Genomic DNA, 23,987 nt, shown 5'->3' on the forward strand with positions numbered 1-23,987 from the left:
CGAAGCGCGCGCTCGTCTGTAGGTAAGGTCCGTCCGGCACCTCTCCCCGACACCCGGAGCTCACCATGCGTCCCGTCCGTTCCGCCGCACGTCTGACCGTCGCCGCCGCGCTCGCGCTCGGCCTCACCGCGTGCACCATCAACGTCGGCGGCGACACGCCCGAGACGCCGACGCCGGACGAGACGTCCGCCGAGGAGACCGCGCCGGTCGACGACGCGGAGGAGGTCGACGACGCCGCGGCGGAGGAGACCGGCTCGAGCGGCGAGCTGCCCGACTGGGCGAACCCCGTCACGACCCCGGGCGAGCAGATCTCGTCCTTCACCATCGGCGACGTCCGCGTCGACGTCTACCAGGTGGGCGTCACGCAGGCGACGAAGGACGGCCTGTTCGTCGACCCGGAGAACAACCTGCCGATCATCGCCGAGGGCGACGACATCGTCTTCGTCAACTACGTCATCACGAACGAGGGCGCGCCGATCGACCTCGGCTCGAGCCTCGTGAGCATCGACGAGCGCTACGACGACTGGCCCTACATGCAGGGCATGGACACCATCGTCGACGACGAGCTGTACGAGGCGCAGGGCGTGAACGACGACGGCATGGCGCCGGGCGCGTACCGCGAGCCGACCGTCTACACGTTCGGCACCGGCCAGTCCTACTCGTACGCGACGAACTTCCGCTACCAGCCGGGCTCGCCCATCACGTTCGACGGCACGATCGTCCCGGTCGACGCCGAGGGCGAGCTGCTGCACGACGAGCGCATGGAGGGCGAGGGGACCGGCACCATCTCCTGACCCCTGGCGAACCCTCGCCGGTTCCTCGCCGCGCGCGGGCGCCCTGGTCCCTCGGGACCGGGGCGCTCCGTCGTCCCACCGGCGAGCGTCGCACCGCCGCCGGGTGTCGCCTCACCGCCGCGTGAGGTCCGCGTAGTCCGGGTGGCGCTCGATGTACGCGCGGATGAACGGGCACAGCGGGACGACGCGCTCCCCCGACGCCCGGACCTGGTCGAGCGCACCGACGGCGAGCGCGGAGCCGACGCCCTGGCCCTCGAACGCGGGGTCGACCTCGGTGTGCGTGAAGATCACCTTCCCCGGCTCGCGGACGTAGGCGGCGAACCCGGCGACGACGCCGTCGTCGGTGCGGGCCTCGAAGCGGTCGCCCTCGTCGGTGACGGTGACGGTCGTGGCGCGGGGTGCGGGGCTGTCGGTCATGGCGCCCATCGTCGCCGCCGCACGGCCGTCGGACAACCGGCGCGGACCAGCCGGGCCACGTGGCGAGACGGTCGTCACGTCCGGCCGCGCGCCGCGAAATCGCTACCGGGCGGGCGGCTTCCGGGTGCGACACTGGGACGGTGGTCCAGGATTCTCCGTCGCGCGCTGACGACCCCGAGCACCCCGAGCACCGGCGGGACGACCTGACGACCGACGGGACGACGTCGGGCACCCCCGCGGAGGCCGGGACGACGTCCCGGAACCCCTACCGCGCCGTGCTCGCGCTGCCCGGCGCGTGGCGGTTCTCCGCCGCGGCGCTCGTGGCGCGCCTGCCGATGTCGATGGTCGGCATCGGCACGATCCTCATGATCCAGGGCATCTACGGCGAGTACGCGCTCGCGGGCCGGGTCGCGGCGGCGCTCGTCGTCGCGCAGGCGATCGTGTCGCCGCAGATCGCGCGGCTGGTGGACCGGACCGGCCAGCGCGCCGTCATGCTGCCGATGCTGGCGGCCGCGACGGTCGGCCTGGGCGGGCTCATCCTGTGCGCGGTGCTGCGCGCGCCCGAGTGGACGCTCTACGCGTTCGCGGCGCTCGCCGGCGCGACGCAGGGGTCGTACGGGTCGATGGTCCGCGCGCGCTGGACCCACACGGTGCCCGACGCGCGTCGCCTGCACACCGCCTACTCGCTCGAGTCGGCGCTCGACGAGCTCGTGTTCGTCGTCGGCCCGGTGCTCGCGACCGTGCTCGCGACGAGCGTGTCGCCGTCCGCGGGGCTTCTCGTGCCGCTCGTCGCGGCCGTCGTCGGCGGGCTCTGGTTCCTGTCGCAGCGCGCGACCGAGCCGCCGGTCGTGGTCCCGGAGCCCGGCGTGAAGCAGCGCTCCGCGATGCGGTCGGCCGGGATGATCGTGCTCGCCGTGATCTTCGTGGCGATGGGCATCGTGTTCGGCGCGACCGACGTGTCGACCATCGCGTTCGCCGAGGAGCAGGGGCAGAAGGGCGCGGCCGGGCTGATCCTCGCCGTCTTCGCCATGGGCTCGCTCATCTCCGGCCTCGTGTACGGCGCGCGGCACTGGGTGTCGCCGCTGTGGCGCCGGTTCGTCATCGGGATCGTCGCGCTCGCCGCGGGTGTCTCGCTGTTCTTCTTCGTCACCTCGATCCCGGTCCTCGCCGCGGTGATGTTCGTGACCGGGTTCGCCATCGCGCCCACGCTCATCAACGGCAACAACCTCGTCCAGAACCTCGTCGCGCCGAACCAGCTCACCGAGGGCCTCGCCTGGGTCGGCACGTCGCTCGGCGTGGGCGTGTCGATCGGGTCGTCCGTCGCGGGGTCGCGCATCGACGCGGGCGGCGCGCACGCCGGGTTCGAGGTCGTCGTCGCGGCCGCGGCGCTCGGCGTCGTCCTCGTGCTCGCCGCGCTCCGGTCGCTGCGCCGCAGCGCGGACCGCGAGGACGTCACGGACGGCACGCCCGCCCACTGACGCGGGGTACCGCGAGACGATCGACGTCGAGGCCCCCGAGGACGACGGACGGGACGGCTCGGCCTCAGATGATGCCGAGGTAGCTCTGCACGGTCCGCTCGAGCGCGTCCAGGTCGTCTCGAAGAAGGAAGTCGACCGGCTCCCCGACGACGTAGTCGGTGTCGATCGCACGGAGCTGGTCGACGAGGAGCACGGTCTCCTGGCCGGCGATCTCGAGGACGGGCCGGAAGATCGCACGCTGCGCGCTGGTCGAGGTCGGCACGATCGTCGCGACGGACCACGGCATGTTCGTCGGGGACAGGACCACCCCGTACCGCCGACCGCCCTGCTCGTGGCCCCGGGGGTCACCGAGGTCGACGCGGTAGACGGCGCCGCGGATCACCAGGCGTCCGGCTCGTCGTCGAGGTTCTCGTGGGCGAGATTCTCCGCATCGACGCGGGCCTGGTCGACCCACTTCTCGTGCGCGACCAGGTGCAGGCCACGGCGGACGGCGTCGCTGGCGGTGACGCCTTCGTCGCGGAGGCGGTCGAGGATCCGGCGCTCCTCGGGGGTGGGTCGGAACGTGACGGAGTCGCGCTTCGCCGAGGCGCCCTCGCCCTTCCCGGCCCGCGGGGTCCCCCCGGCAGGCACGTTCTTCCCGCCCCGCGAGGTCGAGCCTCGGGGGGCCGTTCTCTCGTGCGCGGTGCTGCGGGTTCTCATCGCCATGATCACGACACTACGCCTTCTGTCCCACATTTGTCAGACACGGCCCGGCTCGACTGACGCCCGCACGTCCTCTCAGCGTCGCCCCCTCGGGTCGACGAGCACTCCGCGGGATCGGCGGGGTCCACGACGCCGCTGGTCGCGCCATCCGTCAGGCCGGGTCGGTCCCCGAGAGGTGGGCGCGCTCGCCCTCCTGGTCGAAGATCGTGAGGATCTCGACCGGGCCCTCGTGCGCGCCGAACGAGTGCGGCACCATCGTCGAGAACTCGGCTGCCTGGCCCTCCTGCACGAGGATCCGGCGGTCGGCGAGGTAGACGACGGCCGTCCCGGACAGGACCGTGAACCACTCGTGACCCGGGTGGACGCGCTGGTGCTCCGGGCCGACGGCGCGCTCGGGCGTCAGGCGCATCTTCGCGACCATCGTCCCGGGACGGTCGCGGGACAGCAGCCACGTCGTCTCCCCCGGGCGGCGCTGCGGCTCGGGCCGGATGACCACGTCCTCGTCGTCGACCGGCTCGACGAGCTGGTCGAGCGTCGTGCCGAGCGCGCGGGCGATCGGCACGAGCTGGTCGAGCGCGATCCGTCGGTGCCCGGTCTCGAGGCGGCTGAGCGTCGACGGGCTGAGGAAGCACCGCGCCGCGAGCGCGTCCAGGGTCCAGCCGCGCGCGAGGCGCAGCCCGCGGATGCGCTGGCGGACGACAGCGTCCAGATCGACTTCTTGCGTCATGAGCAAGATCCTATGCCTCCGGCGCAGAACCGTCCTACCGTGGAGGCATGGACTCCCCCGCGAACCACGGCGCGCACCACCACGGCCACGACCACGCTGTCGGGCACGGGCATGCCACCGGGCACGGGCATGCCGCGGGCCACGCGCACGACGGCCACGCGCACGACGGCCACGGGATGGCCGAGCTGCTCGAGCTCGACGCGTCCGTGTTCGGCGTGCTGCTCGACCAGGCCGTCGCGGTCGCGGTCGAGCACGCACCGGCCCCCACGCGCATCGTCGTCGACCTCGGCGCCGGGACCGGCACCGGGACGCGCGCCCTCGCCCGCGCGTTCCCCGACGCGGAGGTCGTCTCCGTGGACGCGGACCCCGCGATGCTCGAACGGCTGCGCGACGGGCTCGCCGGTCCCGGGCTCGAGGCACGCGTGCGCACCGTCGAGGCCGACCTCGACGCCGGGTGGTCCGACGTCGGCGCCGCCGACGTCGTGTGGGCGTCCGCGTCGCTGCACCACGTCGCGGACCCGGCGCGCGTCCTGCGCGACGCCCACGACGCGCTCGCGCCCGGGGGCCTGCTCGTCGTCGTCGAGATGACGGCGACGTCGCCCGTCCTGCCCGACGACGCGGCGCACGCCGACCTGGCCGCGCACCTCGAGAGCGCGATGGCCCACGCCGGCTGGAACCGCTACCCCGACTGGACGCCCTACCTGACCGACGCCGGGCTGGAGGTCGTCGACCGGCGCGCGCCGACCGCCGTCGTGCCGCCGGGACCGGACGCGTCCCGCTGGGCGCGCGCCACCGCCGCGCGCCAGCGCGAGCACCTCGCGGAGCACCTCGACCCCGCCGATCTCGCCGCGCTCGACGCGGTGCTCGCGGCGACCGACGACCCCTCGACGCACACCGTCGGAGCGCGCGGCGGCCGCATCGTCTGGGCCGCCCGCCGACCCCGCTGAGCGCGTGACGCAGTCGCCGTCCGGGCCGATCCCCGCGACTCTTTCACGCACTCGGCGAAGCCCCCGTCACTGCTGAGGAGAGCCATGACCGCCACGACCTCCACCCCTGACCACCACACCTACGACGTCGCGATCGTCGGCGGCGGGCCCGCCGGGCTGAGCGCCGCGGTGACGCTCGCGCGGTCGCTGCGCTCCGTCGTCGTGCTCGACGCCGGCGAGCCGCGCAACGCGCCCGCGGAGGGCGCGCACAACCTGCTGGGGCGCGAGGGCGTCCCCCCGCGCGAGCTGCTGGCCGCGGGCCGTGCCGAGGCCGAGGGCTACGGCGCCGAGGTCCGCGACGCGCGCGTCGCCCACGCGGCCGGCGACGCCGAGTCCGGCTTCACGCTGACGCTCGACGACGGCGCGACCGTCCGGGCACGGCGCGTCCTGCTCGCGACGGGCCTCGTCGACGAGCTCCCCGACGTCCCCGGGGTCCGCGAGGGCTGGGGGTCGAGCGTGCTGCACTGCCCGTTCTGCCACGGCTGGGAGGTGCGCGGGCAGCGGGTCGCGGTCCTCGCGACCGGCCCGGCGGCGGCGCACCAGGTGCTGCTGTTCCGCCAGCTCACCCCGCACGTCACGCTCTACCAGCACACCGCCCCCGAGCCCGACGACGCCACGTGGGAGCAGCTCTCGGCGCTCGGCGTGCGCGTGGTCGAGGGCGAGGTCGAGCGGCTCGACGTCGAGGGTCGGGCCGTGCGGTCGGTCGTCCTCGCGGACGGGACGTCGTTCGCGGTGGACGCGGTCGTCGTCGGACCGCGGTTCGTCGCGCGCGGCGAGCTGTTCGAGCAGCTCGGCGGGTCGCTGGAGGACCACCCGGCCGGTCGGTTCGTGCCCGCCGACCCGCGGGGCATGACCGCCGTCCCGGGCGTCTGGGCGGCCGGCAACTCGAGCGACCTCATGGCCCAGGTCGGCGCGTCGGCGGCGGCCGGCGTCATGGCGGGCGCGGGGATCCACGGCGAGCTCGCCCAGGCCGACGCGGCGCTGGCCGTGGCGCGCCGCCGCACCCCGTTCGCGGCGCACGCCGAGCCCGCGGTCTGAGACCCCCACGGTCAACCCGCCGAACCCGGGGTTGTTCCCCAGGATCGTGCCGAACCCGGGAACAACCCCGGGTTCGGCACCTTGGGGTGCGACACGCCGGGGTCGGCGGCGACCGTGACGCACGAGACGTCGGCTCGCGCTGCGGCCCACGCCGGCCCGGCGCACGATGGGAGACGACCCCAGCCCAGCCGTGGAGGTACGTCATGCCGTTCGGAATCGGTCGCTCTCCCGTCGACAAGCGCAACCGGACTGTCGCGGACCTGCTCGTCGCGCAGCTCATCGAGGCGGGGGTGCGGCGGATCTACGGCATCGTCGGCGACAGCCTCAACCCCGTGGTCGACGCGGTGCACCGGTCCAACACGGGCGAGAACGCGGGCAAGGGGATCGAGTGGATCCACGTGCGCCACGAGGAGGCGGCGGCGTTCGCGGCGGCCGCGGAGGCCGAGGTCACGGGCAGCCTCGCGGTGTGCGCGGGGTCGTGCGGGCCGGGGAACCTCCACCTCATCAACGGCCTGTACGACGCCAACCGGTCGCGCGTGCCCGTGCTCGCCATCGCGAGCCACATCCCGAGCAAGCAGATCGGCACCGGGTTCTTCCAGGAGACGCACCCCGACCGTCTGTTCACCGAGTGCTCCGTCTACTCGGAGATGATCTCGAGCGCCGAGCAGGCGCCGCGCGTCATCAACTCCGCGATCCACCACGCCTACGGCGCCCGCGGCGTCTCCGTCCTCACGCTCCCGGGCGACGTCGCCGACCTCGACGCCCCGGCCGCCGTGCCCGACGTCGCGTGCCGGCCCGCTCCCCCGCGCGTCGTCCCCGACGCGACCGCCGTCCAGCAGCTCGCGGACGCGATCGACGCCGCGAAGAAGGTCACGATCTTCGCCGGCGCGGGCGTGCGCGGCGCGCACGACGACGTGATCGCGCTCGCCGACAAGATCGCCGCGCCCGTGGGCCACTCGCTGCGCGGCAAGGAGTTCATCCAGTACGACAACCCGTTCGACGTCGGCATGTCCGGCCTCCTCGGCTACGGCGCCGCGTTCGACGCGATGCACGACTGCGACCTCCTCGTGCTGCTCGGCACCGACTTCCCGTACGACCAGTTCCTCCCGGAATCGGTCCGCACGGCCCAGGTCGACGTCGACCCGACCCACCTCGGGCGGCGCACGCGCCTCGACCTCGCCGTCGTGGGCGACGTCGGCGAGACGGTGCGCGCGCTCCTGCCGCTCGTGAAGAAGGCGCGGTCGCGCAAGTTCCTCGACGCGATGGTCGCCAAGCACGAGAAGGCGATGACGGGCGTCGTCGGGGCGTACACCAAGAAGGTCGAGCGCACGACGCCGATCCACCCCGAGTTCGTCGCGGACACGCTCGACCAGGTGGCCGCCGACGACGCGGTGTTCACCGTCGACACGGGCATGTGCAACGTGTGGGCGGCGCGGTACATCACGCCCAACGGGAAGCGCCGCGTCATCGGGTCGTTCATCCACGGGTCGATGGCCAACGCGCTCCCCCACGCCATCGGCGCCGCCGCTTCGCAGCCCGGCCGGCAGGTCGTCGCCATGGCCGGGGACGGCGGCCTCTCGATGCTGCTCGGCGAGCTCGTGACGCTCAAGCACTACGACCTCCCGGTCAAGGTCGTCCTGTTCGACAACGCGAGCCTCGGCATGGTGCGCCTCGAGATGCTCGTCGACGGCCTGCCGATGTTCGGCACCGAGTCGCCCCAGGTCGACTACGCCGCGGTCGCGAACGCGATCGGCATCCCCGCGGTGCGCGTGGAGAAGCCCAAGGACCTGCGCCGCGCGCTCCAGGACGCGCTGCACCGCCCCGGGCCGGCGCTCGTCGACGTCGTGACCGACCCCCGCGCGCTCTCGATCCCGCCGAACATCACCGCGGGCCAGGTGCGCGGGTTCGCGGTCGCGATGAGCAAGGAGATCCTCGGCGGCGGCATGGGCGAGGTCGTGTCGATGGCGCGCGCGAACCTGCGCAACGTGCCGCGCCCGTAGCCGGACGCGTCCCGGCGGGGCGAGCGCCGGACGGCCGTCGCCCCGCCCGTCGGCGCGCCGCTAGGCTCGCGCGGTGCTCACCAAGACGTCGGTCACGCACGACCAGCTCGCCGCGATCGTGGCCCCGCTCGGCGAGGCCGTGCGGAGCGAGGCGCTGAGCGGGGGGATGTTCGCGAGCGTCTTCGCCGTGGACCTCGCCCCGCGCCCCGGCGGGGACGCGCCCGACGGCGCGCCCGTGCGCGTCGTCGTCAAGGTCACCGGGGCGGACACGTCGCGCCTGCTGCGCTACGAGCACGGGATCCTCACCACGGAGGACGCCGCGTACCGGGCCGCGCACGCGGCCGGGCTGCCCGTCCCGCGCGTCCTGCACGCCGACCTCACGCACGAGCACGTCGACGGCGACGCGCTCGTCGTCACGTTCCTCGACGGCGCCCTGTGGAGCGGGCGCGAGCTCGACGCCGCGGCCACCGCGGTCGTGCGCCGCGGGCTCGGGTCGTTCATGGCCCGGCTGCACGGCATCACGGGCGACCGGTTCGGGTACCCGGCCCCGGCGTCGGACCTGGCCGCGGCGACGTGGCCCGACGCGTTCGCGCGCATGGTCGGGGCCGTGCTCGACGACGCGCGCCGGTGGGGCGTGGAGCTCCCCGAGACCCGGGTGCTCGACGCCGTCGCGCGCCACCGCGACCTGCTCGCCCGGGTGACGGTCCCCCGGCTCGTGCACGCGGACCTGTGGCCGGGGAACGTGCTGCTCGGCCGCGCCGACGACGGCGCGGCCGTCGCCGACGTCGACGCGGGACCCACGATCGTCGGCGTGCTCGACGCGGAGCGGTCGCTGTGGGGCGACCCGCTGTTCGAGCTCGCGGGTGCGGACCAGCTCGGGACCGGACCGGTCGACCCCGACCTCCTCGCGGGCTACGCCGCCGCGGGCGGCGACCTCGGCCTGGGCGACGGCACCCCGGGGTCGGGCGACGCCGACGCGTGGACGCGGCTGCGCCTGTACCGGGCGTACCTCGCGTGCCTGCTCGTCGTCGAGGTCGTGCCGCGCGCCTACGAGGGCGACTGGGTCGAGGGGTACGCCGCGACCGCGCGGGCGAACCTCGGTCGGATGCTGGACGCCCTGGGGTCCTGACCCGAGGGCCCCTCGTGCGCGCCGCCGCCCGGGGACGACGACGCGCACGACGGGACACGCCGGTCACGGCGTCGCGAGCGCCTCCGTCGGGGCGAGGCGCGCGGCACGGACGGCCGGGTAGAGGCCCGCCGCGGCACCGATCACGACCGTCGCGCCCACGCCCCCGAGCGCGACGACGAGCGGCACCGCGACGGGCCAGCCCTGCGAGCCGGCGTAGCCGGCCGTGATGGCGTACCCGATCGCGACGCCCGCCGCGCCGCCGAGCGCCGAGAGCACGAGCGACTCCACGAGGAACTGGCCCCGGACCTGCCCTCGTGTGGCCCCCAGCGCACGCCGCAGCCCGATCTCCGCCCGGCGCTCGAGCACCGAGATCACCATCGTGTTGGCGACGCCGATCCCGCCGACCAGCAGCGCCACGGCGCCGAGCCCGAGCAGCAGCCCCGTGAACGTCCGGTCGGTCGCCTCCTGGGCGGCGAGCGCGTCCGACGGGCGCGAGACGTCCACCTCGTTGGGCGCCGCCGGGTTGGCGGTCTGCCCGAGCACGGCCCGCACCTGCTCGACCGCGGCCTCGTGGGTCCGGGTGTAGATGCGCGTCGGCCTCCCGTCCCAGTCGAGGTACGTGGCGGCTGCGTCGCGCCCGACGAGGACGGCGAGGTCCATCTCGGGGGCGAGCGGCACCGGGTCGAGGATCCCGACGACCGTGAACCAGCGGTCTCCGACCCACACCTGGACGTCGGGCCGCGGCTCGGCGATGCCCAGCCGCTCCGCGGTCTTGTGGCCGAGGACGACGGCAGGGAACCGTCCCGTGGCCTCCGTCAGCCAGGAGCCGTCGCGCACGCGGCCCCCGACGGTGTCGAGGAGGTCGAGGTCGACGGCGTACACGCCGATGCCCCCGGACTCCTCCTCGGGGACGAGGTCGCTCCGGTACGCGTGCGCGTCGAGCCGCCCCACGGACGTCGCGGAGAGGACCGGTCCGATGCGCCGCACCATGTCGACGGACTCCTCGGGCAGCGTGGCGTCCTCGCCGAACAACGTCTGGCCCGGGGCGACGGTGAGCAGGTTCGTGCCCAGCGCCTCCAGTGTCCGGTCCAGCTCGGCGCGCGACGACGTGGAGATCCCGACGACCGCGACCATCGCGGCGATCCCGATCGCGATGCCCAGCGCCGACAGCACCGCGCGCAGGGGCCGCGTGCGCAGCCCCGTGGCGCCCACGCGCAGCAGGTCCACGGACCGCAGCCGCGCCGGCCTCAGCACGCCTCCTCCGCATTCGCCGAGGCGGCGGCGAGCGGCACGGGGCGTCCAGGTCCGGCGTCGTCCACCACGCCGCCGTCGCGCATCACCACCTGCCGGGGCAGCGACGCGGCGAGCTCCCGGTCGTGCGTGATGACGAGGACCGTCGTGCCGTCGCGGTGCAGGCCGCGCAGCACGTCCATCACACCCCGCCCCGACGCCGTGTCGAGCGCGCCGGTCGGCTCGTCCGCGAGCAGCAGCGGCGGCTCCCCGACGACCGCGCGCGCGATGGCGACGCGCTGCTTCTCCCCGCCCGACAGCTCGTGGGGGCGGTGGTCGAGCCGGTGCGCGAGGCCGACCCGCTCCAGCGCCTCGGCCGCGCGCCGACGGCGCTCGCGCCGCCCGACCCCGCGATACAGGAGCCCGTCGGCGACGTTGTCGAGCGCCGAGACGCCCGCCGCGAGGTGGAACTGCTGGAACACGAAGCCGATCCGGCTCGCGCGCAGCGCCGACAGCTCCCGGTCCGTGAGGTCGGCGACGAGGAAGCCGTCGACCAGCACGCGGCCCGACGTCGGGCGGTCGAGGGTGCCGACGACGTTGAGCATCGTCGACTTCCCCGACCCCGACGGGCCCACGATGGCGGCGAGCTCGCCGCGCGCGACGTCGAGGTGCACGTCGTGCAGCGCGGTGACCCCGCCGGGATAGGTCCGGGAGACGTCGTGGAGCGTGACGACGGGCGAGTCGTCCCTCATGACGGCACCACGACGGTGTCGCCCTCGGCCAGCTCGCCCGTGACCTCGACGCGGCCGTCCGCGAACATGCCCGTCCCGACCGCCACGATCCGGCCCGGTCCCGACGCGCCGTCGTCCACGACCTCGACGCCATAGCCGCCCTCGGCGAGCGCGAGCAACGCCGCCACCGGGACCGTCAGCACGTCGGCGCGCTCCGCCGACACGAGCTCGACCTTCACCGGGCCGTCCTCGGCGGCGTCCGCGCCGTCGACGAGCACCACGGTGACCGGGACCGTCGTCGACTCCGAGCCCGGGACCCCGCTCGGGTCCTCGCTCGTCTCGGGCGGACCCACCGCGGTGACCGTGCCGTCCACCGTCGTCCCGTCGGGGAGCCGGACCGAGACCGTCGCGCCCTCGACCGCGAGCTGCCGCCGGTCGAGGTCCAGGTCGACGACGACGGACCGCTCCGTCCCGGTCGTGGCCACGAGCTCGGGGCCGGCCGGCGCGCCGAGCGGCACCTCGTGCTCCGCGACCCGGAGCGGCCCGGGCTGGACGAGGACCAGGTCCGGCCCGACCCGGCCCGTCCGCTCGACCCCCAGGTCCTTCTGCCACTGCCGGACCGCCGCGCTCGTCCGGTCCGTGAAGCGGTCGTCCTGGGTGAACCCCCCGTAGCCGAGGGCGGCGAGGTTCGCCTCGAGCTGGCGCACGTCCTCCCCACGCGCCCCCGGCCCGAGGTCGCGGTACATCGGCAGGTCGCCCAGGAGCAGGACGACGGGACGCTCGTCGACGCGGAAGAGCGGCTCGCCCCGCCCGACGACGGTGCCCACGTCGGGGAGCCACGTGACCGTCCCACCGGCCTGGGTGCCGTGCACGGCGGTCTCGCCGTAGCCGAGCGTGCCCTTCTCGCTCGTCCGCTCGACGAGCGTCTCGCGCGCGACGGTCGCGGTCTCGCGCGCGGCCGTCGCGCCGGGGTCGTCGGGCCCGGAGTCGCGCCCGGGCCCCCAGAGCGCGAACGCCGACGCCGCGAGCAGAGCCACGGCGGTCGCGCTCCCCGCCACGACGGTGCGGCGTGCCCGTCCGCCCGGCCGCCTCACTCGTCGGCCCCGAGCATCGGCGCCGCCTCGTCGCACGCCTCGATCGCGGCCTGGAACTCCTCGTCGCCCGCGGGCATCGCCGGCATCGCGACGGCACCGCCCTCGGGGTCCGGGTCGGGCATGTCGACGCCGTGGTCGCGCATGCACTGCGCGTACTCACGCATCGCCTCGAGGTCCTCGGGGCTCATCTCCACCGGCTCGCCGCCGTTCGGGAGGAACTCCTTGCACGCCTCGAACGCGGCATCGACGTCGGCGGGGTCGGTGCCGTCGCCGCCGAGCGTGACGGCCATCCCGCCGCCCTCGGTGTCCGGGTCGGGCATGTCGACGCCGTTGTCCCGCATGCACGCGGCGAACTCGAGCGCGAGCTCGTCGTCGTCGAGGTCCGCCGCCGCGTCGTCGCCCCCGCCCGGGGCCCCGGGCGTCCCCGAGCCCTCGGACGTCCCGGACCCGTCGAGGCTCGCGACGTCGGGGCCGTCGTCGACGGGTCCGCACGCCACGAGGGCGAGCAGGGGAACCAGCGCGAGCAGGGTGCGTGCCGCTCCGGCCGGTCGTCGGGTGCGTGCAGTCATGGTGGCTCCTGTCCTGGGAGGTCTGGGTGACGCGTCCCAGGACATCCGGATCGCCGTGAGGCAGCCGTGAGCGCGGCACCTCACAGAGACCTCACAGGGGTGCGGCCCACCATCGTCGCCATGCGGGTACTGGTGGTGGAGGACGAGGAGCTCATCGCGGACGCCGTCGCGACGGGCCTGCGCCGCGAGGCGATCGCCGTCGACGTCGCGCTCGACGGGCGCGCCGCGATGGACCGCGTGGGCGTGCACGACTACGACGTGGTCGTGCTCGACCGCGACCTGCCCGGCGTCCACGGCGACGACGTCTGCCGCGCGATTGTCACCTCGGGCCTCGACGCGCGGGTCCTCATGCTCACCGCGGCCGCCGACGTCCGCGACCGCGTCGACGGGCTCGACCTGGGCGCGGACGACTACCTCGCGAAGCCCTTCGCGTTCGTCGAGCTGCTCGCTCGGGTCCGCGCGCTCGGGCGGCGGGCCCGCCCGGCCGCGCCCCCGGTCCTGGAGCGGGCCGGGCTCCGGCTCGACACGACGCGGCGCGAGGTCTACCGGGACGGGCGGTACGTGCCGCTCGCCCGCAAGGAGTTCGGCGTCCTCGAGGAGCTCTTGCGCGCCGACGGCGGGGTCGTGTCCGCCGAGCAGCTCCTGGAGAAGGTGTGGGACGAGAACATCGACCCGTTCACGGGCGTCGTGCGGTTCACGATGATGCAGCTGCGCAAGAAGCTGGGCGATCCCGGGCTCGTCGAGACCGTGACCGGCGTCGGGTACCGGGTCCCGTGAAGGCGCGCCTCACGCTCCGCGCCCGGCTCACCCTCGTCTACGGCGGCGCGTTTGCACTGGCCGGGGCCGTGCTGGTGACGGTCATGTACGTCCTCGTCGCCGCGGCGATCGACCGCCAGCCGCTCGACACCGTGGGGATCGCCGCCTACGAGGTCACGTACGGGACGACGGCACCCCTCGCCACGGCCGCACCGCTGAGCGGCGCCCCGGCACGCACGACGACCGGGACGGCCGCACCTGCCGAGGCGATCCTCGACTCGCCGATCGACTCGTGGGCCGCCGTGCAGGCGACCGACGCCGAGACGCTCCAGGACGTCCGCGATCTAGTCGTGGCCCAGAACCGCGAGGCGCGTGACGCGACCCTCGGCTCGGTGCTCCTGTGGTCCGTCGTCGCGCTCGCGGTGATCGGCGTGCTCGCGGTGGCGTTCGGCTGGGTCATGGCCACGCGGGTCCTGGCTCCGCTGCACCGGGTCACGGCGACGGCGCGCCGGGTGGCCGAGAACAACCTCCACGAGCGCATCGCGCTCGACGGTCCGGAGGACGAGATGAAGGACCTCGCGGACACCTTCGACGAGATGCTCGACCGCCTCGACCGCTCGTTCGACGGGCAGCGGCGCTTCGTCGCGAACGCGTCGCACGAGCTCCGCACGCCCCTGACCATCAACCGGACCGTGCTGGAGGTCGCGCTCCAGGACCCGGACGCGCCCGCTCCGACCCGCCACCTGGGGAACACCCTGCTCGCCGTCAACGCGCGGCACGAACGGCTCATCGAAGGGCTGCTGACGCTCGCGGCCGCGGACCAGACACCGGGCGAGCGTTCTCCCGTCGACCTCGCCGAGGTCGTGGACCAGGTCCGGCGCGCCTCGGCCGCGACGGCGCGGGACGCGGGCGTCGAGCTGCGGGTCGTCCCGGACGGCGGCGCCGGGACCGTGCCCGACGACGGCGGCGCCACGACGTCCGGCGACCCGGTCCTGCTCGAGCGCCTCGTGCAGAACCTGGTCGACAACGCGGTCCGCCACAACGATCCCGGCGGGTTCGTCGAGGTGTCCGCGCGCCGCGTCGACGGGGCGGTCGAGGTGCGGGTCGAGAACTCCGGGCCGGTGGTCCCGTCCTCCGCGGTCGAGTCGCTGTTCGAGCCCTTCCGGCGGCTCGGCCGCGACGGCGCCGCGGCGGACCGCAGCGCGGGCTTCGTCCGGGGCGGTGTCGGGCTCGGGCTCTCCATCGTCCGGTCGGTCGCTTCCGCGCACGACGGCACCGTGCAGGCCGTGCCGCGCGACGGGGGCGGGCTCGTCGTGCGCGCCCGGTTCGCCGCGGCCTGACGGGCGCCGCGAGAGGCGCCTGAGGACGGGGAGTGCTCCCCATGTGACGAACGCCCGGATCGCCCCACGGCATGGTCGGGTCACGGTAAGGTGTGCGTACGTTCACGACAACTCCACACGCCACGTCGGGAACGACAAGTCCACACGACCGCCACCACGGCACAGCCAGACGCACGGCCGCCCGCCGCAGCAAGGGGACCTCGCATGATCGCGTTCATCGTCATCGGCATCGCCGGACTCGCCCTCCTGCTCCTCTCGCTGCTCGTCGGCGAGATCGTCGACCTGGGTGACGGCGCGGTGTCCGGGACGACGCTCGGCGTGGGTGGCGTGGTCTTCGGCGCCGTCGGCGTGATCGTGGCGTCCAACGACCTGCCGACGTGGCTCGCGTACGTGGGGTCGCTCGTCGTGGCGCTGATCGTGATGGTGCTCGTCCAGGCCCTGGTGAAGCACCTGCGGGAGTCGGAGGACGGTGTGCCCGCCTCCCTGGTGGGCGTGCAGGGCACCGCGACGACCGCGATCGACCCGTCCCGCGGCGAGGTCTCGCTGGACGCCGCGCACGAGCTCGAGCGCCGCCTCGCCTGGGCGGACGAGCCCATCCCGGAGGGCGCGCGCGTCGTCGTGCTCGAGCAGTCCGGCAGCCGCGTGCGCGTCCAGCGCCACTACCCCAACGACTGAGGTCCTCCGAGGACCGACCGCGACGCCCCGCGCGTCGACCCGTGGGTGCCGCGCACCCGCACGCACCACCGACGGGCCGGCCGGGCACCGCCCGGACCGTCCACCGAGCACTGCCGCACGCCCCGACCTGCACGCACCCACGGAAGGAGACGCGCCCCGGCGCGGACCATGTTCGACGACACGAACCTCATCACGACCCTGGCGATCGTCGCCCTGGTCATCGCGTTCTTCGCGGTGGTCATCTTCATCAGCAAGCGCATCCGCCGCGTCCCGCCGAACGAGGCCCTGGTCATCGTCGGCCGCGGCGCGGGCCGCAAGGAGGCCGCGGGCAGCGGGCAGAAGGTCGTCGTCGGCGGCCGCACGTTCGTCTGGCCGATCCTCCAGCAGGGCTTCTCCATCTCGCTCGAGCAGCGCCAGATCGGCATCACGGTCGAGGGCGTGGACAAGAACCGCATCAAGATCGCCATCAAGGCGTCGATCAACTTCAAGGTCCGCGGCGACGAGGAGGGCGTGCGTCGCGCGGCCCAGCGGTTCCTCTCCCAGCAGGGCACGCTGACGGAGATCATCAAGGAGTCCCTCGAGGGCTCGCTGCGCTCCATCGTGGGCGACATGACGATCGAGCAGATCATCTCCGACCGCAAGGGCCTGTCCGACCGCGTCGTCGAGTCCACCAAGGCCGACCTCTCGGAGCAGGGCCTCCAGGTCGACCTGCTCAACATCTCCGACATCTCGACGCCGGGCTCGGACTACCTGGCCAACCTCGGCCGCGCCGAGTCGGCCCGCGCCCGCCAGGTCGCCGAGGTCTCCGAGGCCGAGGCGCAGCGCGCGTCCGAGTTCGCCGTCATCGAGGCGGCCGAGCAGATCGCCGAGCGCCAGAAGGCGCTCGACCTCAAGCGCGCCGCGATCAAGGCCGACACCGACCGCGCGAACGCCGAGGCCGAGGCCGCGGGCCAGCTCGCCCGCGCCGAGCAGGACCGTCTCGTCGCGCAGCAGGAGCGCGAGGCGCTCGCCGAGCAGGCCCGCGTGACGCAGGAGCGCCTCGACATCGAGATCCGCAAGCCCGCCGAGGCCAAGGCGTACGCCGAGGTCCAGGAGGCGAACGCGCGCCGTGACGCCGCGAACGCCGCGACCGAGGCCGACGCGTACAAGCGCACCGTCATCGCCGAGGCGAACAAGACGGCCGCGATCCAGGACGCCGAGGCGTCGGCGCAGGCCGTGCGTCGCGCCGGTGAGGCCGAGCGCGACCGCCAGGTCGCTCTCGCGGCCGGTATCAAGGCCGAGGGTGAGGCCCGCGCCGCGGCGATCGAGGCCGAGGGTCGCGCCGAGGCGGCGGCGACCGACGCCAAGGCCGACGCGCTCCAGAAGTACGGCGAGGCGGCGCTCGTCCAGGAGCTCATCGAGCGCCTGCCGGAGATCGTGCGGGCCGCGGCCGAGCCCATCGGCAACATCCAGGGCATGACCGTCGTCTCGACCGACGGCGCGTCCGCGGTCACCAAGAACGTCGCGTCCGTCCTCGGCGAGGGGCAGGGCGTCATCAAGCAGCTCACCGGCGTCGACATCAACCAGCTCATCGCCAACCTCGCGGGGACGCAGCTCACGGGCCCGGGCGAGAAGGCGTCGAACGGCACCTCGCACTGACCGGCTGACCGGCCACGCCGGTGGTACGACGACGGCCCGCCCGGGATCACCCGGCGGGCCGTCGCCGTGCGGGGCGCGGTACCGGCGCGGCCCGCTCAGGTCCAGCCGAGGCGGCCGAACGCGTTCAGCGCGAGCAGGACGCCGAGGATCCCCAGCACCCAGCCGGTCATGTCGGTCGCGTTCCTCGTCAGCCACGCGTCGAGCCGGCGCAGCAGCGGGTCCACCGCGCGCGCGGCGACGAGGCGCCCGAGCAGCAGCAGGAGCGCGGGCGCGATCATCACGACGCAGTAGGCCGCGAGGATGCCGCCGGTCGCGGGCCAGCCGACGTCCGACGTCGTGAGCAGCCCGATCGCCGCGAGGTACGGCAGCATCGTCCCGACCTCGAGCGCGACGGCGCCGAGCGCGAGCCCCATGAGCGGCAGCACGGAGGGGCGGGCCTGCTCCGCACCGGCACCGGCCGCGTCCGCCTCGATGCCCAGCGCGCGCTCGCGCCAGCGGGACAGCCGCCCGGGACGCGGGGCGGACGTCGTTCCCCGCGTCACGCCTGTCGCGTCGCCCCGGCCGGCGGGCAGGGCGCCGACCGTCGCCGGCGCCGCGGCGGACGCCCGGGCGTCCCGCCGGGCCGCGCGCTTGCTGTCGAAGCGGAAGCTCAGCGCGAACAGCCCGATGCCGAGGAGGAGCTGCACGATCGCGGCGGCACGCGTGTCCAGGGCGTCGCCGAACCGGTCGAGGAACGCGCCCGCGCCGAGCAGCACGACGATCCCGACGGCCAGGTAGAACGCCGCGACCGTGCCGAGGTAGACGAGCACGCGCCCGGCGCGCAGGCGACCCGGGGCGAGCAGCAGCCAGATGGGGATCAGCAGCGTGCCGAAGCTCGTGGAGTCGATGAGGGCCAGCACGACGAGCACGCCCGCCATCGCGGCGAGCCCCAGGCCGGGCCCACCGACGGCGTCGAGGTCGAGAGGGATGTCCATGGCGTCGAGCCTCGCCTCCGGGGCGCCGTCCCGTCGTCGGGCGAACGACCGACCCCGCGCCCTCGGCGCGCCGCCCGCGGGGACGGTGACGCCGTCGTCGTACACCGTTCGACCGATCCGCGGAACGGCGCGCTGTGCTGGGATGGGTGCGTGAGGACGGAGGCGGGCGACGCGGACGACGCGCGGCGCGTCGCGCCCGGACGCAGCGGGTGGCGGGCCGCGAGCCGGTCGATCCCCCAGGTGTGGCGCATCGAGGACCGCCGGAACGACCTCTTCTCCGCCATCACGACGTTCGTCCTCGGGTGGGTCCTCCTCGAGGTGGGTCTGGTCGGGCTCGTCCGGGCGCCCTTCGTCGTCGAGCCGGCGGAGCCGTGGTGGCGGGTCGCCCTGCTCGGGGTCGGCTGCCTCCTCATCCTCGTCAAGCGCGCCCACCCCGTCCTGGCGCTCCTCGGCGGCGTCGCCGTCACCGCCGTCGACGTGCGGTGGGGCGGCAGCCTCGCGATCACGCTCGTCCTGTGGGACCTGCTCTACGCCGCCGCGCTGTGGTCGGGGCCGCGGGCACGCGCGTGGCTCTGGGGGGTTGCCGTGACCGTCGCCGTCCTGGGCTCCGTCGCGGCGGGCGAGGCCGCGCGCGACGTGCGGCAGTTCGTCTACATGGGTCTCCAGCTCGGTGCCGTGCTCCTCGTGCCGATGTGGTGGGCGACCAACGTGCGCACCAAGAGCGAGCTCGCCGAGATCGCGGGCGAGCGCGCCGACCTCGCGGCGCGCGAGGCCGAGGCCGCGGCGCGCACGGCCGACCTGGAGCGGCAGCGCGCGAGCGACCTCGAGCGCATCGCCGAGCTCGACCGGCACGAGGCGGTGCAGGCGGAGCGCGCCGCGATGGCGCGCGACCTGCACGACGTCATCGCGTCGCACCTGTCGACCATCGCGATCCACTCCGGTGCCGCGCTCGCGCTCCCGCCCGACGCCGCGAAGGACCGGGCCGCGCTCGAGCAGGTGCGCTCCAGCGCCGTCGCGTCCCTGGACGAGATGCGGTCGATGATCCTGCTGCTCCGGACGGAGGGGCGGCGCGACGACGTCCCCGACGCCGTGGCCGCGCCCGGCCGGCTCGCGGGCCTCGACGCCCTGCTCGACGCCGCGCGCGCGACCACCGCGGTCACGCTCGACGACCCCGACCGCGTCGTCGAGTCGGCACTGCCCGCCGCGGCGGACCAGGCGCTGTTCCGGATCGCGCAGGAGGCCGTCACCAACGCGCTCAAGCACGCGCCGGGCTCGCCCGTGGCGGTGCGGGTCGTCCGCGACGGGTCGGCCGTCGTGCTCGAGGTGCGCGACGACGGCGCGCCGGGCTCGGCGGCGCCGGTCGAGGCACCGCTGAGCGCCGGAACCGGGCTGCTGACCATGCGGGAACGGGCGGACGGCCTCGGCGGGACGTTCGACGCCGGGCCGACGACGGCCGGCGGGTGGGTCGTGCGCGCGGCCGTCCCGGTCGCCGGAGGTCCGAGCGAGAAGGAGTCCGCGTGACGCCACGACCGGTCCGGGTCCTGCTGGCCGACGACCACGCCGCGATCCGCGCGGGCCTGCGCCTCCTGCTCGACGCCGCCGACGACGTCGAGGTCGTCGGCGAGGCGTCGGACGGCACCGCGGCGATCACCAACGCCCGGGCGCTGCGGCCCGACGTCGTGCTCATGGACCTGCGCATGCCCGGTGTCGACGGCATCGAGGCCACGCGCGTCATCACGGGCGAAGGGCTCGCCGACGTCCTCGTCCTCACGACCTTCGACCTGGACGAGTACGTCGACGGCGCGCTCCGCGCGGGCGCCGCGGGCTTCCTCCTCAAGTCCGCGGAGCCCGCCGCGCTGCTCGACGCCGTGCGCCGCGTCGCCGACGGCGACGGCGTCCTCGCACCCGAGGTCACGCGCCGCCTCCTCGCGGCGTTCGCCCGCGGCCCGGCCCCCGACGACGCCCCGCGCCCGCGACCGTCCGCCCACCCGGGCGAGCCGGGTCCCTCGGCCGCGGGGCCGACGTCGGGCACGGCCGGTGGCCTCCCGGCGCCCGCCGCCGGGCGGAACGACCCCGCGATGGGCCCGGACCGGGACGCACGGCTCGCCGACCTCACGCCCCGCGAGGTGGACGTGCTCGCGGCGCTCGGGCGCGGCCTCTCCAACCAGGGCATCGCCACGGACCTCTACATCACCGAGGCCACGGCCAAGACCCACGTCTCGCGCGTCCTCGCCAAGCTCGGCGTCGCGACCCGCATGCAGGCCGCCATCGTCGCCCGCGACACGGGCCTCGCCTGACCGGTCGCGGCGTCAGCGCGGGAGGTGGCGGGTCGTGCGGTCGAGGTAGGCGTCGGGGTCGAAGTCGTCCATGAGCGCGCTCTGGATGATGAAGCCCTGGCACGCGGCGACGAACAGCGGTGCCTGCTCGTCGCCGAGCTCTGCCGCGCGTGCGGGGTCGAGGCCGTGGGTGCGCTCGTGCCAGGCGGCGACGTAGTCGGCGAAGACCGCGCGCAGCCGGGCGAGGACGGCCGAGGCGAACTCGAGGATGCGGGGGTCGGTCACGGCCTCGCCCCACACCTGGAGCAGGATGGCGGTGCTGCCGATCTCGCGCACCACCCCGTGCATGAGGACGGCGACCAGGTCGGACGGCGGAGGGAGCGGGTCGCGCTCGGCGAGCCGTTCGACATCCGCGATGCGCCCGCCGACGATCCGGCCCGCGACGTCGTGCACGATCGCCATCTTGGAGTCGTAGTAGCCGTAGATCGCCCCGGCGGACAGCCCGGACTCGGCGATGATCTCCGCCATCGACGTGGCGGCGAAACCCTTGCGGCGGAACACGCGCAGGGCCGCGGCGGCGATGTCATCGCGCCGCTGCGCTCGGTACTCGTCACTCACCCGGGGCACCCGCCCACCCTAAACCGAACGATCGTTCTTGACAGGAAGCGACAGGCAGGTCGACCCTATAGAGAACGAACATTCGTTTTAGGAGAGGTCTCCCCATGAGCTCCGCCGCCCCGCACACGCACTGGCCGCGCGTCGTCACGACCGCCGTCGGGCTCGTCGCCGTCGTCGCGGTCGTCGTGCTCGCGTTCCTCTGGCCGTCCGTCACCGCCGACCCGAAGGACCTGCCCGTCGCGGCGGTGGGCGACCCCGCCGTCGTCGCCCAGGTGCAGGCCGGGCTCGACCAGAACGCCGAGGGCGCGATCGACCTCGCCCCGGTGACCGACCGCGACGCGGCCGTCGACCTCGTCGAGTCGCGCGACGCGTACGGCGCGCTCGTCCTCGGCGAGCAGCCGGAGGTGCTCACGGCCTCGGCGGCGAGCCCCGCCGTCGCGCAGCTCCTCGCCGGGCTCCAGCCCGCGCTCCAGGCCCAGGTCTCCGCCGCAGCGGCCGCGCAGGGCGTGCCCGCCGAGGCGGTCCCGACCGTGGCGGTGACCGACGTCGTCCCGCTCTCGGCCGACGACGCGCGCGGCTCCACGCTCGCCGCGGCGTCGTTCCCGCTCGTGCTCGGCGGCATGGTCGGCGGCATCGCGATCTCGCTCGCCGTCGTCGGGGTCTGGCGACGCGTCGCCGCGCTGGGTGTCTACGCGGTGGTCGGCGGGCTCGCGATCGCGGGGATCCTGCACGGCCTCGGCGGGCTGCACGGGACGTACCTCGCCGACTCGCTCGCGGTGGGGCTGACACTGCTCGGCATCGGGGGCACGATCGTCGGCGCCGTCGCGGTGCTCGGGCGCCCCGGCATCGCCGTGGGGCCGGTCCTGTTCCTGCTCGTGGCGAACCCGCTCTCCGCGTCCGCGATGCCGGTCGAGTTCCTCCTCAGCCCGTGGGGCGCCGTCGGGCAGTGGTTCCCGCCGGGCGCGTCCGCGACGCTCCTGCGCGACCTGTCGTACTTCCCCGCCGCCGACTCGACCTTCCCCTGGCTCGTGCTCACCGGGTGGGCCGTGCTCGGGCTGCTGCTCTCGCTCGTCGGCCACTTCCGCGACCGGGGCGCGGCGACCGTCGCCGCCCTGCGCGAGGCCGACGACGTCGCGCCGGCGGCCGACCCGGTCGGCGCCGCGCACTGACCGGTCGCCCGCCGACCGGGTGCGCGGTCGCCGTCCGCCCGGTCGGTCAGGCCGGCACGAGGTCCGGGCTCTGGACGACGCGCGCGGCGTGCCGGGCGCCCGCCGTCATCGCCTCCTCGACACCTGCCCCGCGCAGGTGGGCGTCGAGGAAGCCCGCGAAGAAGCCGTCGCCCGCGCCGTTCGTGTCGACGACCTGCGGCACCTGCTCCGCGGGCACCTCGACGAAACCGCCGTCGGGCGTGAGCGCGACGGCGCCGCGCGACCCGTGCGTGCACACCACGAGCCGCGCACCTGCCTCGATCCGCGCGGCCATGAAGCCGCGCCAGTCCGCCAGCCGGTCCCCGCTGAGGAACACGTGCGTCCCCGCCTCGACCCACGGCCGGTGGAACGCGGACTCGCCGTCGTAGTCGTGCAGGTCGACCCAGACGTCGCGTCCGCGCGACACGGCGAGGTCGAGCACGGGCAGCGCGGGGAGCGCGAGGTCGACGACGACGGCCCGCGCCGCGTCGAGCGCCGCGACGGCGACGTCCCACGACGAGCCCCGGGCCGGGACCTCGCCGGGGGCGCGCAGGTAGACCGAGACGCGCCCGCCGTCGTCGTCCATGAGGTTGAGGTGGCTCTCGGTACGCCCGTCCGGCGACGGCTCGGCGAGCACGCGGACACCCGCACCCTCGAGCACGGACCGGACGCGCGCGGCCTCGTCGTCCGCGCCGAGCACGGTGCGCAGCAGCACCGACCGGCCGAGGCGCGCGAGGTTGAGCGCCTTGCCCGCCGACGTCCCGCCCACGGTGTCGCGGTGGGAGCGGGCGAACACCGTGTGGGGCGTGGGGGCAGGCAGCTCGTCGAGCTGCACGACGAGGTTCCACGACGCCGGCCCGGCGACGAGGACTTCGGCCCCAGCAGGGTCGGGCAGGGCGGTGGACGGGTGTGTCGCGTCGGTCACGTCGCGCACCCTATCCCCCGGTCAGTCGGTGACCGTGATGCCCAGGCTGTGCGCGAACGTCGCGGCGAGGCGCCCGAGCTGCGCGGAGTCGATCGTCGAGCCGCGCAGGGACTCGATCCCGCTCAGCTCGTCGATCTCCGCACCGCGCAGGTCCACGTGCGCCAGCGTCGAGGCCTGCACGTCGAGGCGGCGGACGCGCGTCCCCTCGAACGCGACGCGCAGCGCGTCCGCGGCGACGAGGTCGAGCTCGTCGATCGTGCAGTCGGTGAACATCACGTCGCGCAGCGTCGCGCCGCGCAGGTTGACGAAGCCGAGCTTGCAGCCGACGAACCGGACCCCCGCCCACGACGACTCGTAGAGCTCGGCCGACCCGAGACGCGCGCCGCGCACCTCGACCTCACGCCACCGGCCGCGCGTGCCGCGCAGCACGGGCACGTCGAGCCGGTCGAGCACCACCTCCGTGAGCGTCACCGCCCCGAGGTCCGCCTCGTCGGCGCGCACCTGGTCGAGCCGCGTCGAGAACACGCTCGCGCCGTGCAGGTCGAGCCGGTCGAGGCGGAGGTCGACCAGCTCGAACCCCTCGAGGTCGGCCTCCGCCTCGAGGTCGTAGGCGTCGCCGCGCTGGAGGTCGTCCAGCACGACGGGATCGATCACGGGCGGCTCGGTCGTCGGCTTCTTCGGAGGCACGCCCCGAGCCTAGGGC

General features: G+C 75.0%; 25 protein-coding genes. 13 read left to right on the plus strand and 12 right to left on the minus strand.

Translation table 11 applies throughout. From position 1 onward, the window contains the following. The first annotated feature begins 65 nt into the window (after window positions 1-65). Window positions 66-794 carry a hypothetical protein gene (locus ACTJIY_RS02840; RefSeq protein WP_440673397.1) on the plus strand — a complete coding sequence of 243 codons (729 nt, stop codon included), beginning with the start codon at window positions 66-68 and terminating at the stop codon, window positions 792-794. Between the two features lie 111 nt (window positions 795-905). Here the strand turns inward: ACTJIY_RS02840 and ACTJIY_RS02845 are convergent, their stop codons facing one another. Beyond that, on the minus strand, window positions 906-1,211 hold the full coding sequence (locus tag ACTJIY_RS02845) for a GNAT family N-acetyltransferase (protein ID WP_440673396.1): 306 nt from the start codon (window positions 1,209-1,211) through the stop codon (window positions 906-908). A gap of 203 nt (window positions 1,212-1,414) precedes the next feature. On the opposite strand from ACTJIY_RS02845, the gene ACTJIY_RS02850 reads away from it, so the two are divergent. Then, window positions 1,415-2,689, plus strand: coding sequence for an MFS transporter (locus tag ACTJIY_RS02850; RefSeq protein ID WP_440673405.1), 1,275 nt, complete (start codon window positions 1,415-1,417; stop codon window positions 2,687-2,689). 64 nt (window positions 2,690-2,753) lie between these two features. Here the strand turns inward: ACTJIY_RS02850 and ACTJIY_RS02855 are convergent, their stop codons facing one another. From ACTJIY_RS02855 to ACTJIY_RS02865, 3 genes are all read right to left on the minus strand, one after another. Next, the gene (locus ACTJIY_RS02855; RefSeq protein WP_353707332.1) at window positions 2,754-3,071 is read right to left on the minus strand and encodes a type II toxin-antitoxin system PemK/MazF family toxin; all 318 of its coding nucleotides are present in this window, start codon (window positions 3,069-3,071) and stop codon (window positions 2,754-2,756) included. Beyond that, window positions 3,068-3,394, minus strand: coding sequence for a hypothetical protein (locus ACTJIY_RS02860; RefSeq protein ID WP_253052240.1), 327 nt, complete (start codon window positions 3,392-3,394; stop codon window positions 3,068-3,070). The genes ACTJIY_RS02855 and ACTJIY_RS02860 overlap by 4 nt, the downstream gene beginning before the upstream one ends. Before the next feature lie 148 nt (window positions 3,395-3,542). Beyond that, window positions 3,543-4,118 carry a helix-turn-helix domain-containing protein gene (locus tag ACTJIY_RS02865; protein WP_253052238.1) on the minus strand — a complete coding sequence of 192 codons (576 nt, stop codon included), beginning with the start codon at window positions 4,116-4,118 and terminating at the stop codon, window positions 3,543-3,545. A 47-nt stretch (window positions 4,119-4,165) separates the two neighbouring features. Between ACTJIY_RS02865 and ACTJIY_RS02870 the strand changes: the two genes are divergently transcribed. The 4 genes from ACTJIY_RS02870 (at window position 4,166) to ACTJIY_RS02885 (ending at window position 9,271) form a co-directional block, all read left to right on the plus strand. Continuing rightward, the gene (locus ACTJIY_RS02870; RefSeq protein WP_440673395.1) at window positions 4,166-5,065 is read left to right on the plus strand and encodes a class I SAM-dependent methyltransferase; all 900 of its coding nucleotides are present in this window, start codon (window positions 4,166-4,168) and stop codon (window positions 5,063-5,065) included. An 84-nt stretch (window positions 5,066-5,149) separates the two neighbouring features. Further along, the gene (locus ACTJIY_RS02875; RefSeq protein ID WP_440673394.1) at window positions 5,150-6,142 is read left to right on the plus strand and encodes an NAD(P)/FAD-dependent oxidoreductase; all 993 of its coding nucleotides are present in this window, start codon (window positions 5,150-5,152) and stop codon (window positions 6,140-6,142) included. Between the two features lie 203 nt (window positions 6,143-6,345). Continuing rightward, the gene (locus ACTJIY_RS02880; protein WP_440673393.1) at window positions 6,346-8,142 is read left to right on the plus strand and encodes a pyruvate dehydrogenase; all 1,797 of its coding nucleotides are present in this window, start codon (window positions 6,346-6,348) and stop codon (window positions 8,140-8,142) included. Window positions 8,143-8,215: 73 nt separating this feature from the next. Then, window positions 8,216-9,271, plus strand: a complete 1,056-nt coding sequence (locus ACTJIY_RS02885) for a phosphotransferase family protein (RefSeq protein ID WP_440673392.1) — start codon at window positions 8,216-8,218, stop codon at window positions 9,269-9,271. Window positions 9,272-9,334: 63 nt separating this feature from the next. Here ACTJIY_RS02885 and ACTJIY_RS02890 read toward each other — a convergent pair whose 3' ends face one another. From ACTJIY_RS02890 to ACTJIY_RS02905, 4 genes are read right to left on the minus strand one after another with little or no spacing between them, the layout of a single operon-like run. Then, window positions 9,335-10,525 (minus strand): ABC transporter permease, encoded by a 1,191-nt coding sequence (locus tag ACTJIY_RS02890; protein ID WP_440673391.1) that lies wholly within the window; start codon window positions 10,523-10,525, stop codon window positions 9,335-9,337. Further along, complete coding sequence (locus ACTJIY_RS02895; RefSeq protein ID WP_440673390.1) at window positions 10,519-11,253, minus strand: ABC transporter ATP-binding protein; 735 nt, start codon at window positions 11,251-11,253, stop codon at window positions 10,519-10,521. Before ACTJIY_RS02895 ends, ACTJIY_RS02890 begins: the two co-directional genes overlap by 7 nt. Next, complete coding sequence (locus ACTJIY_RS02900; RefSeq protein WP_440673389.1) at window positions 11,250-12,269, minus strand: peptidoglycan-binding protein; 1,020 nt, start codon at window positions 12,267-12,269, stop codon at window positions 11,250-11,252. Before ACTJIY_RS02900 ends, ACTJIY_RS02895 begins: the two co-directional genes overlap by 4 nt. 53 nt (window positions 12,270-12,322) lie before the next feature. After that, on the minus strand, window positions 12,323-12,895 hold the full coding sequence (locus tag ACTJIY_RS02905; RefSeq protein WP_440673388.1) for a hypothetical protein: 573 nt from the start codon (window positions 12,893-12,895) through the stop codon (window positions 12,323-12,325). 120 nt (window positions 12,896-13,015) lie between these two features. Between ACTJIY_RS02905 and ACTJIY_RS02910 the strand changes: the two genes are divergently transcribed. The 4 genes from ACTJIY_RS02910 (at window position 13,016) to ACTJIY_RS02925 (ending at window position 17,304) form a co-directional block, all read left to right on the plus strand. Continuing rightward, window positions 13,016-13,672, plus strand: a complete 657-nt coding sequence (locus ACTJIY_RS02910) for a response regulator transcription factor (RefSeq protein WP_439158517.1) — start codon at window positions 13,016-13,018, stop codon at window positions 13,670-13,672. Further along, window positions 13,669-14,991, plus strand: coding sequence for an ATP-binding protein (locus ACTJIY_RS02915; protein ID WP_440673387.1), 1,323 nt, complete (start codon window positions 13,669-13,671; stop codon window positions 14,989-14,991). Before ACTJIY_RS02910 ends, ACTJIY_RS02915 begins: the two co-directional genes overlap by 4 nt. A 204-nt stretch (window positions 14,992-15,195) precedes the next feature. Then, on the plus strand, window positions 15,196-15,666 hold the full coding sequence (locus ACTJIY_RS02920; RefSeq protein ID WP_440673386.1) for an NfeD family protein: 471 nt from the start codon (window positions 15,196-15,198) through the stop codon (window positions 15,664-15,666). A 168-nt stretch (window positions 15,667-15,834) separates the two neighbouring features. Continuing rightward, the gene (locus ACTJIY_RS02925) at window positions 15,835-17,304 is read left to right on the plus strand and encodes a flotillin family protein (RefSeq protein WP_253052226.1); all 1,470 of its coding nucleotides are present in this window, start codon (window positions 15,835-15,837) and stop codon (window positions 17,302-17,304) included. A gap of 95 nt (window positions 17,305-17,399) precedes the next feature. Here ACTJIY_RS02925 and ACTJIY_RS02930 read toward each other — a convergent pair whose 3' ends face one another. Further along, entirely contained in the window at window positions 17,400-18,278 is an 879-nt protein-coding gene (locus ACTJIY_RS02930; RefSeq protein WP_440673385.1) for a GAP family protein, read from the minus strand. A 150-nt stretch (window positions 18,279-18,428) separates the two neighbouring features. On the opposite strand from ACTJIY_RS02930, the gene ACTJIY_RS02935 reads away from it, so the two are divergent. Together ACTJIY_RS02935 and ACTJIY_RS02940 are read left to right on the plus strand one after the other, a co-directional pair. Then, entirely contained in the window at window positions 18,429-19,799 is a 1,371-nt protein-coding gene (locus ACTJIY_RS02935; RefSeq protein WP_440673384.1) for a sensor histidine kinase, read from the plus strand. Then, window positions 19,796-20,575: a response regulator gene (locus ACTJIY_RS02940; RefSeq protein ID WP_253052220.1), complete on the plus strand. Its 780-nt coding sequence runs from the start codon at window positions 19,796-19,798 to the stop codon at window positions 20,573-20,575. The genes ACTJIY_RS02935 and ACTJIY_RS02940 overlap by 4 nt, the downstream gene beginning before the upstream one ends. Before the next feature lie 12 nt (window positions 20,576-20,587). Here ACTJIY_RS02940 and ACTJIY_RS02945 read toward each other — a convergent pair whose 3' ends face one another. Beyond that, window positions 20,588-21,181, minus strand: a complete 594-nt coding sequence (locus ACTJIY_RS02945) for a TetR/AcrR family transcriptional regulator (protein ID WP_353707315.1) — start codon at window positions 21,179-21,181, stop codon at window positions 20,588-20,590. 95 nt (window positions 21,182-21,276) lie between these two features. Between ACTJIY_RS02945 and ACTJIY_RS02950 the strand changes: the two genes are divergently transcribed. Continuing rightward, window positions 21,277-22,341 (plus strand): ABC transporter permease, encoded by a 1,065-nt coding sequence (locus tag ACTJIY_RS02950; RefSeq protein ID WP_440673382.1) that lies wholly within the window; start codon window positions 21,277-21,279, stop codon window positions 22,339-22,341. 46 nt (window positions 22,342-22,387) lie between these two features. On the opposite strand, the gene ACTJIY_RS02955 is transcribed toward ACTJIY_RS02950, so the two are convergent. Next, window positions 22,388-23,284, minus strand: coding sequence for a carbohydrate kinase family protein (locus ACTJIY_RS02955; RefSeq protein WP_439158524.1), 897 nt, complete (start codon window positions 23,282-23,284; stop codon window positions 22,388-22,390). 21 nt (window positions 23,285-23,305) lie between these two features. Then, a complete protein-coding gene (locus tag ACTJIY_RS02960; RefSeq protein WP_353707312.1) occupies window positions 23,306-23,971 on the minus strand; it encodes a pentapeptide repeat-containing protein in 666 nt (221 codons plus the stop codon). Window positions 23,972-23,987: the final 16 nt, after the last annotated feature.

Source organism: Cellulosimicrobium sp. 22598 (genome assembly GCF_052044445.1).
Classification (GTDB): domain Bacteria; phylum Actinomycetota; class Actinomycetes; order Actinomycetales; family Cellulomonadaceae; genus Cellulosimicrobium; species Cellulosimicrobium cellulans_G.

What these genes read in the sequence shown, in the direction of transcription:
- ACTJIY_RS02845 (WP_440673396.1), bottom strand. Translation starts at nt 1,211, where the DNA reads ATGACCGACAGCCCCGCACCCCGCGCCACGACCGTCACCGTCACCGAC.
- ACTJIY_RS02860 (WP_253052240.1), bottom strand. Translation starts at nt 3,394, where the DNA reads ATGGCGATGAGAACCCGCAGCACCGCGCACGAGAGAACGGCCCCCCGA.
- ACTJIY_RS02905 (WP_440673388.1), bottom strand. Translation starts at nt 12,895, where the DNA reads ATGACTGCACGCACCCGACGACCGGCCGGAGCGGCACGCACCCTGCTC.
- ACTJIY_RS02910 (WP_439158517.1), top strand. Translation starts at nt 13,016, where the DNA reads ATGCGGGTACTGGTGGTGGAGGACGAGGAGCTCATCGCGGACGCCGTC.
- ACTJIY_RS02870 (WP_440673395.1), top strand. Translation starts at nt 4,166, where the DNA reads ATGGACTCCCCCGCGAACCACGGCGCGCACCACCACGGCCACGACCAC.
- ACTJIY_RS02875 (WP_440673394.1), top strand. Translation starts at nt 5,150, where the DNA reads ATGACCGCCACGACCTCCACCCCTGACCACCACACCTACGACGTCGCG.
- ACTJIY_RS02895 (WP_440673390.1), bottom strand. Translation starts at nt 11,253, where the DNA reads ATGAGGGACGACTCGCCCGTCGTCACGCTCCACGACGTCTCCCGGACC.
- ACTJIY_RS02880 (WP_440673393.1), top strand. Translation starts at nt 6,346, where the DNA reads ATGCCGTTCGGAATCGGTCGCTCTCCCGTCGACAAGCGCAACCGGACT.
- ACTJIY_RS02925 (WP_253052226.1), top strand. Translation starts at nt 15,835, where the DNA reads ATGTTCGACGACACGAACCTCATCACGACCCTGGCGATCGTCGCCCTG.
- ACTJIY_RS02920 (WP_440673386.1), top strand. Translation starts at nt 15,196, where the DNA reads ATGATCGCGTTCATCGTCATCGGCATCGCCGGACTCGCCCTCCTGCTC.
- ACTJIY_RS02865 (WP_253052238.1), bottom strand. Translation starts at nt 4,118, where the DNA reads ATGACGCAAGAAGTCGATCTGGACGCTGTCGTCCGCCAGCGCATCCGC.
- ACTJIY_RS02930 (WP_440673385.1), bottom strand. Translation starts at nt 18,278, where the DNA reads ATGGACATCCCTCTCGACCTCGACGCCGTCGGTGGGCCCGGCCTGGGG.
- ACTJIY_RS02950 (WP_440673382.1), top strand. Translation starts at nt 21,277, where the DNA reads ATGAGCTCCGCCGCCCCGCACACGCACTGGCCGCGCGTCGTCACGACC.
- ACTJIY_RS02840 (WP_440673397.1), top strand. Translation starts at nt 66, where the DNA reads ATGCGTCCCGTCCGTTCCGCCGCACGTCTGACCGTCGCCGCCGCGCTC.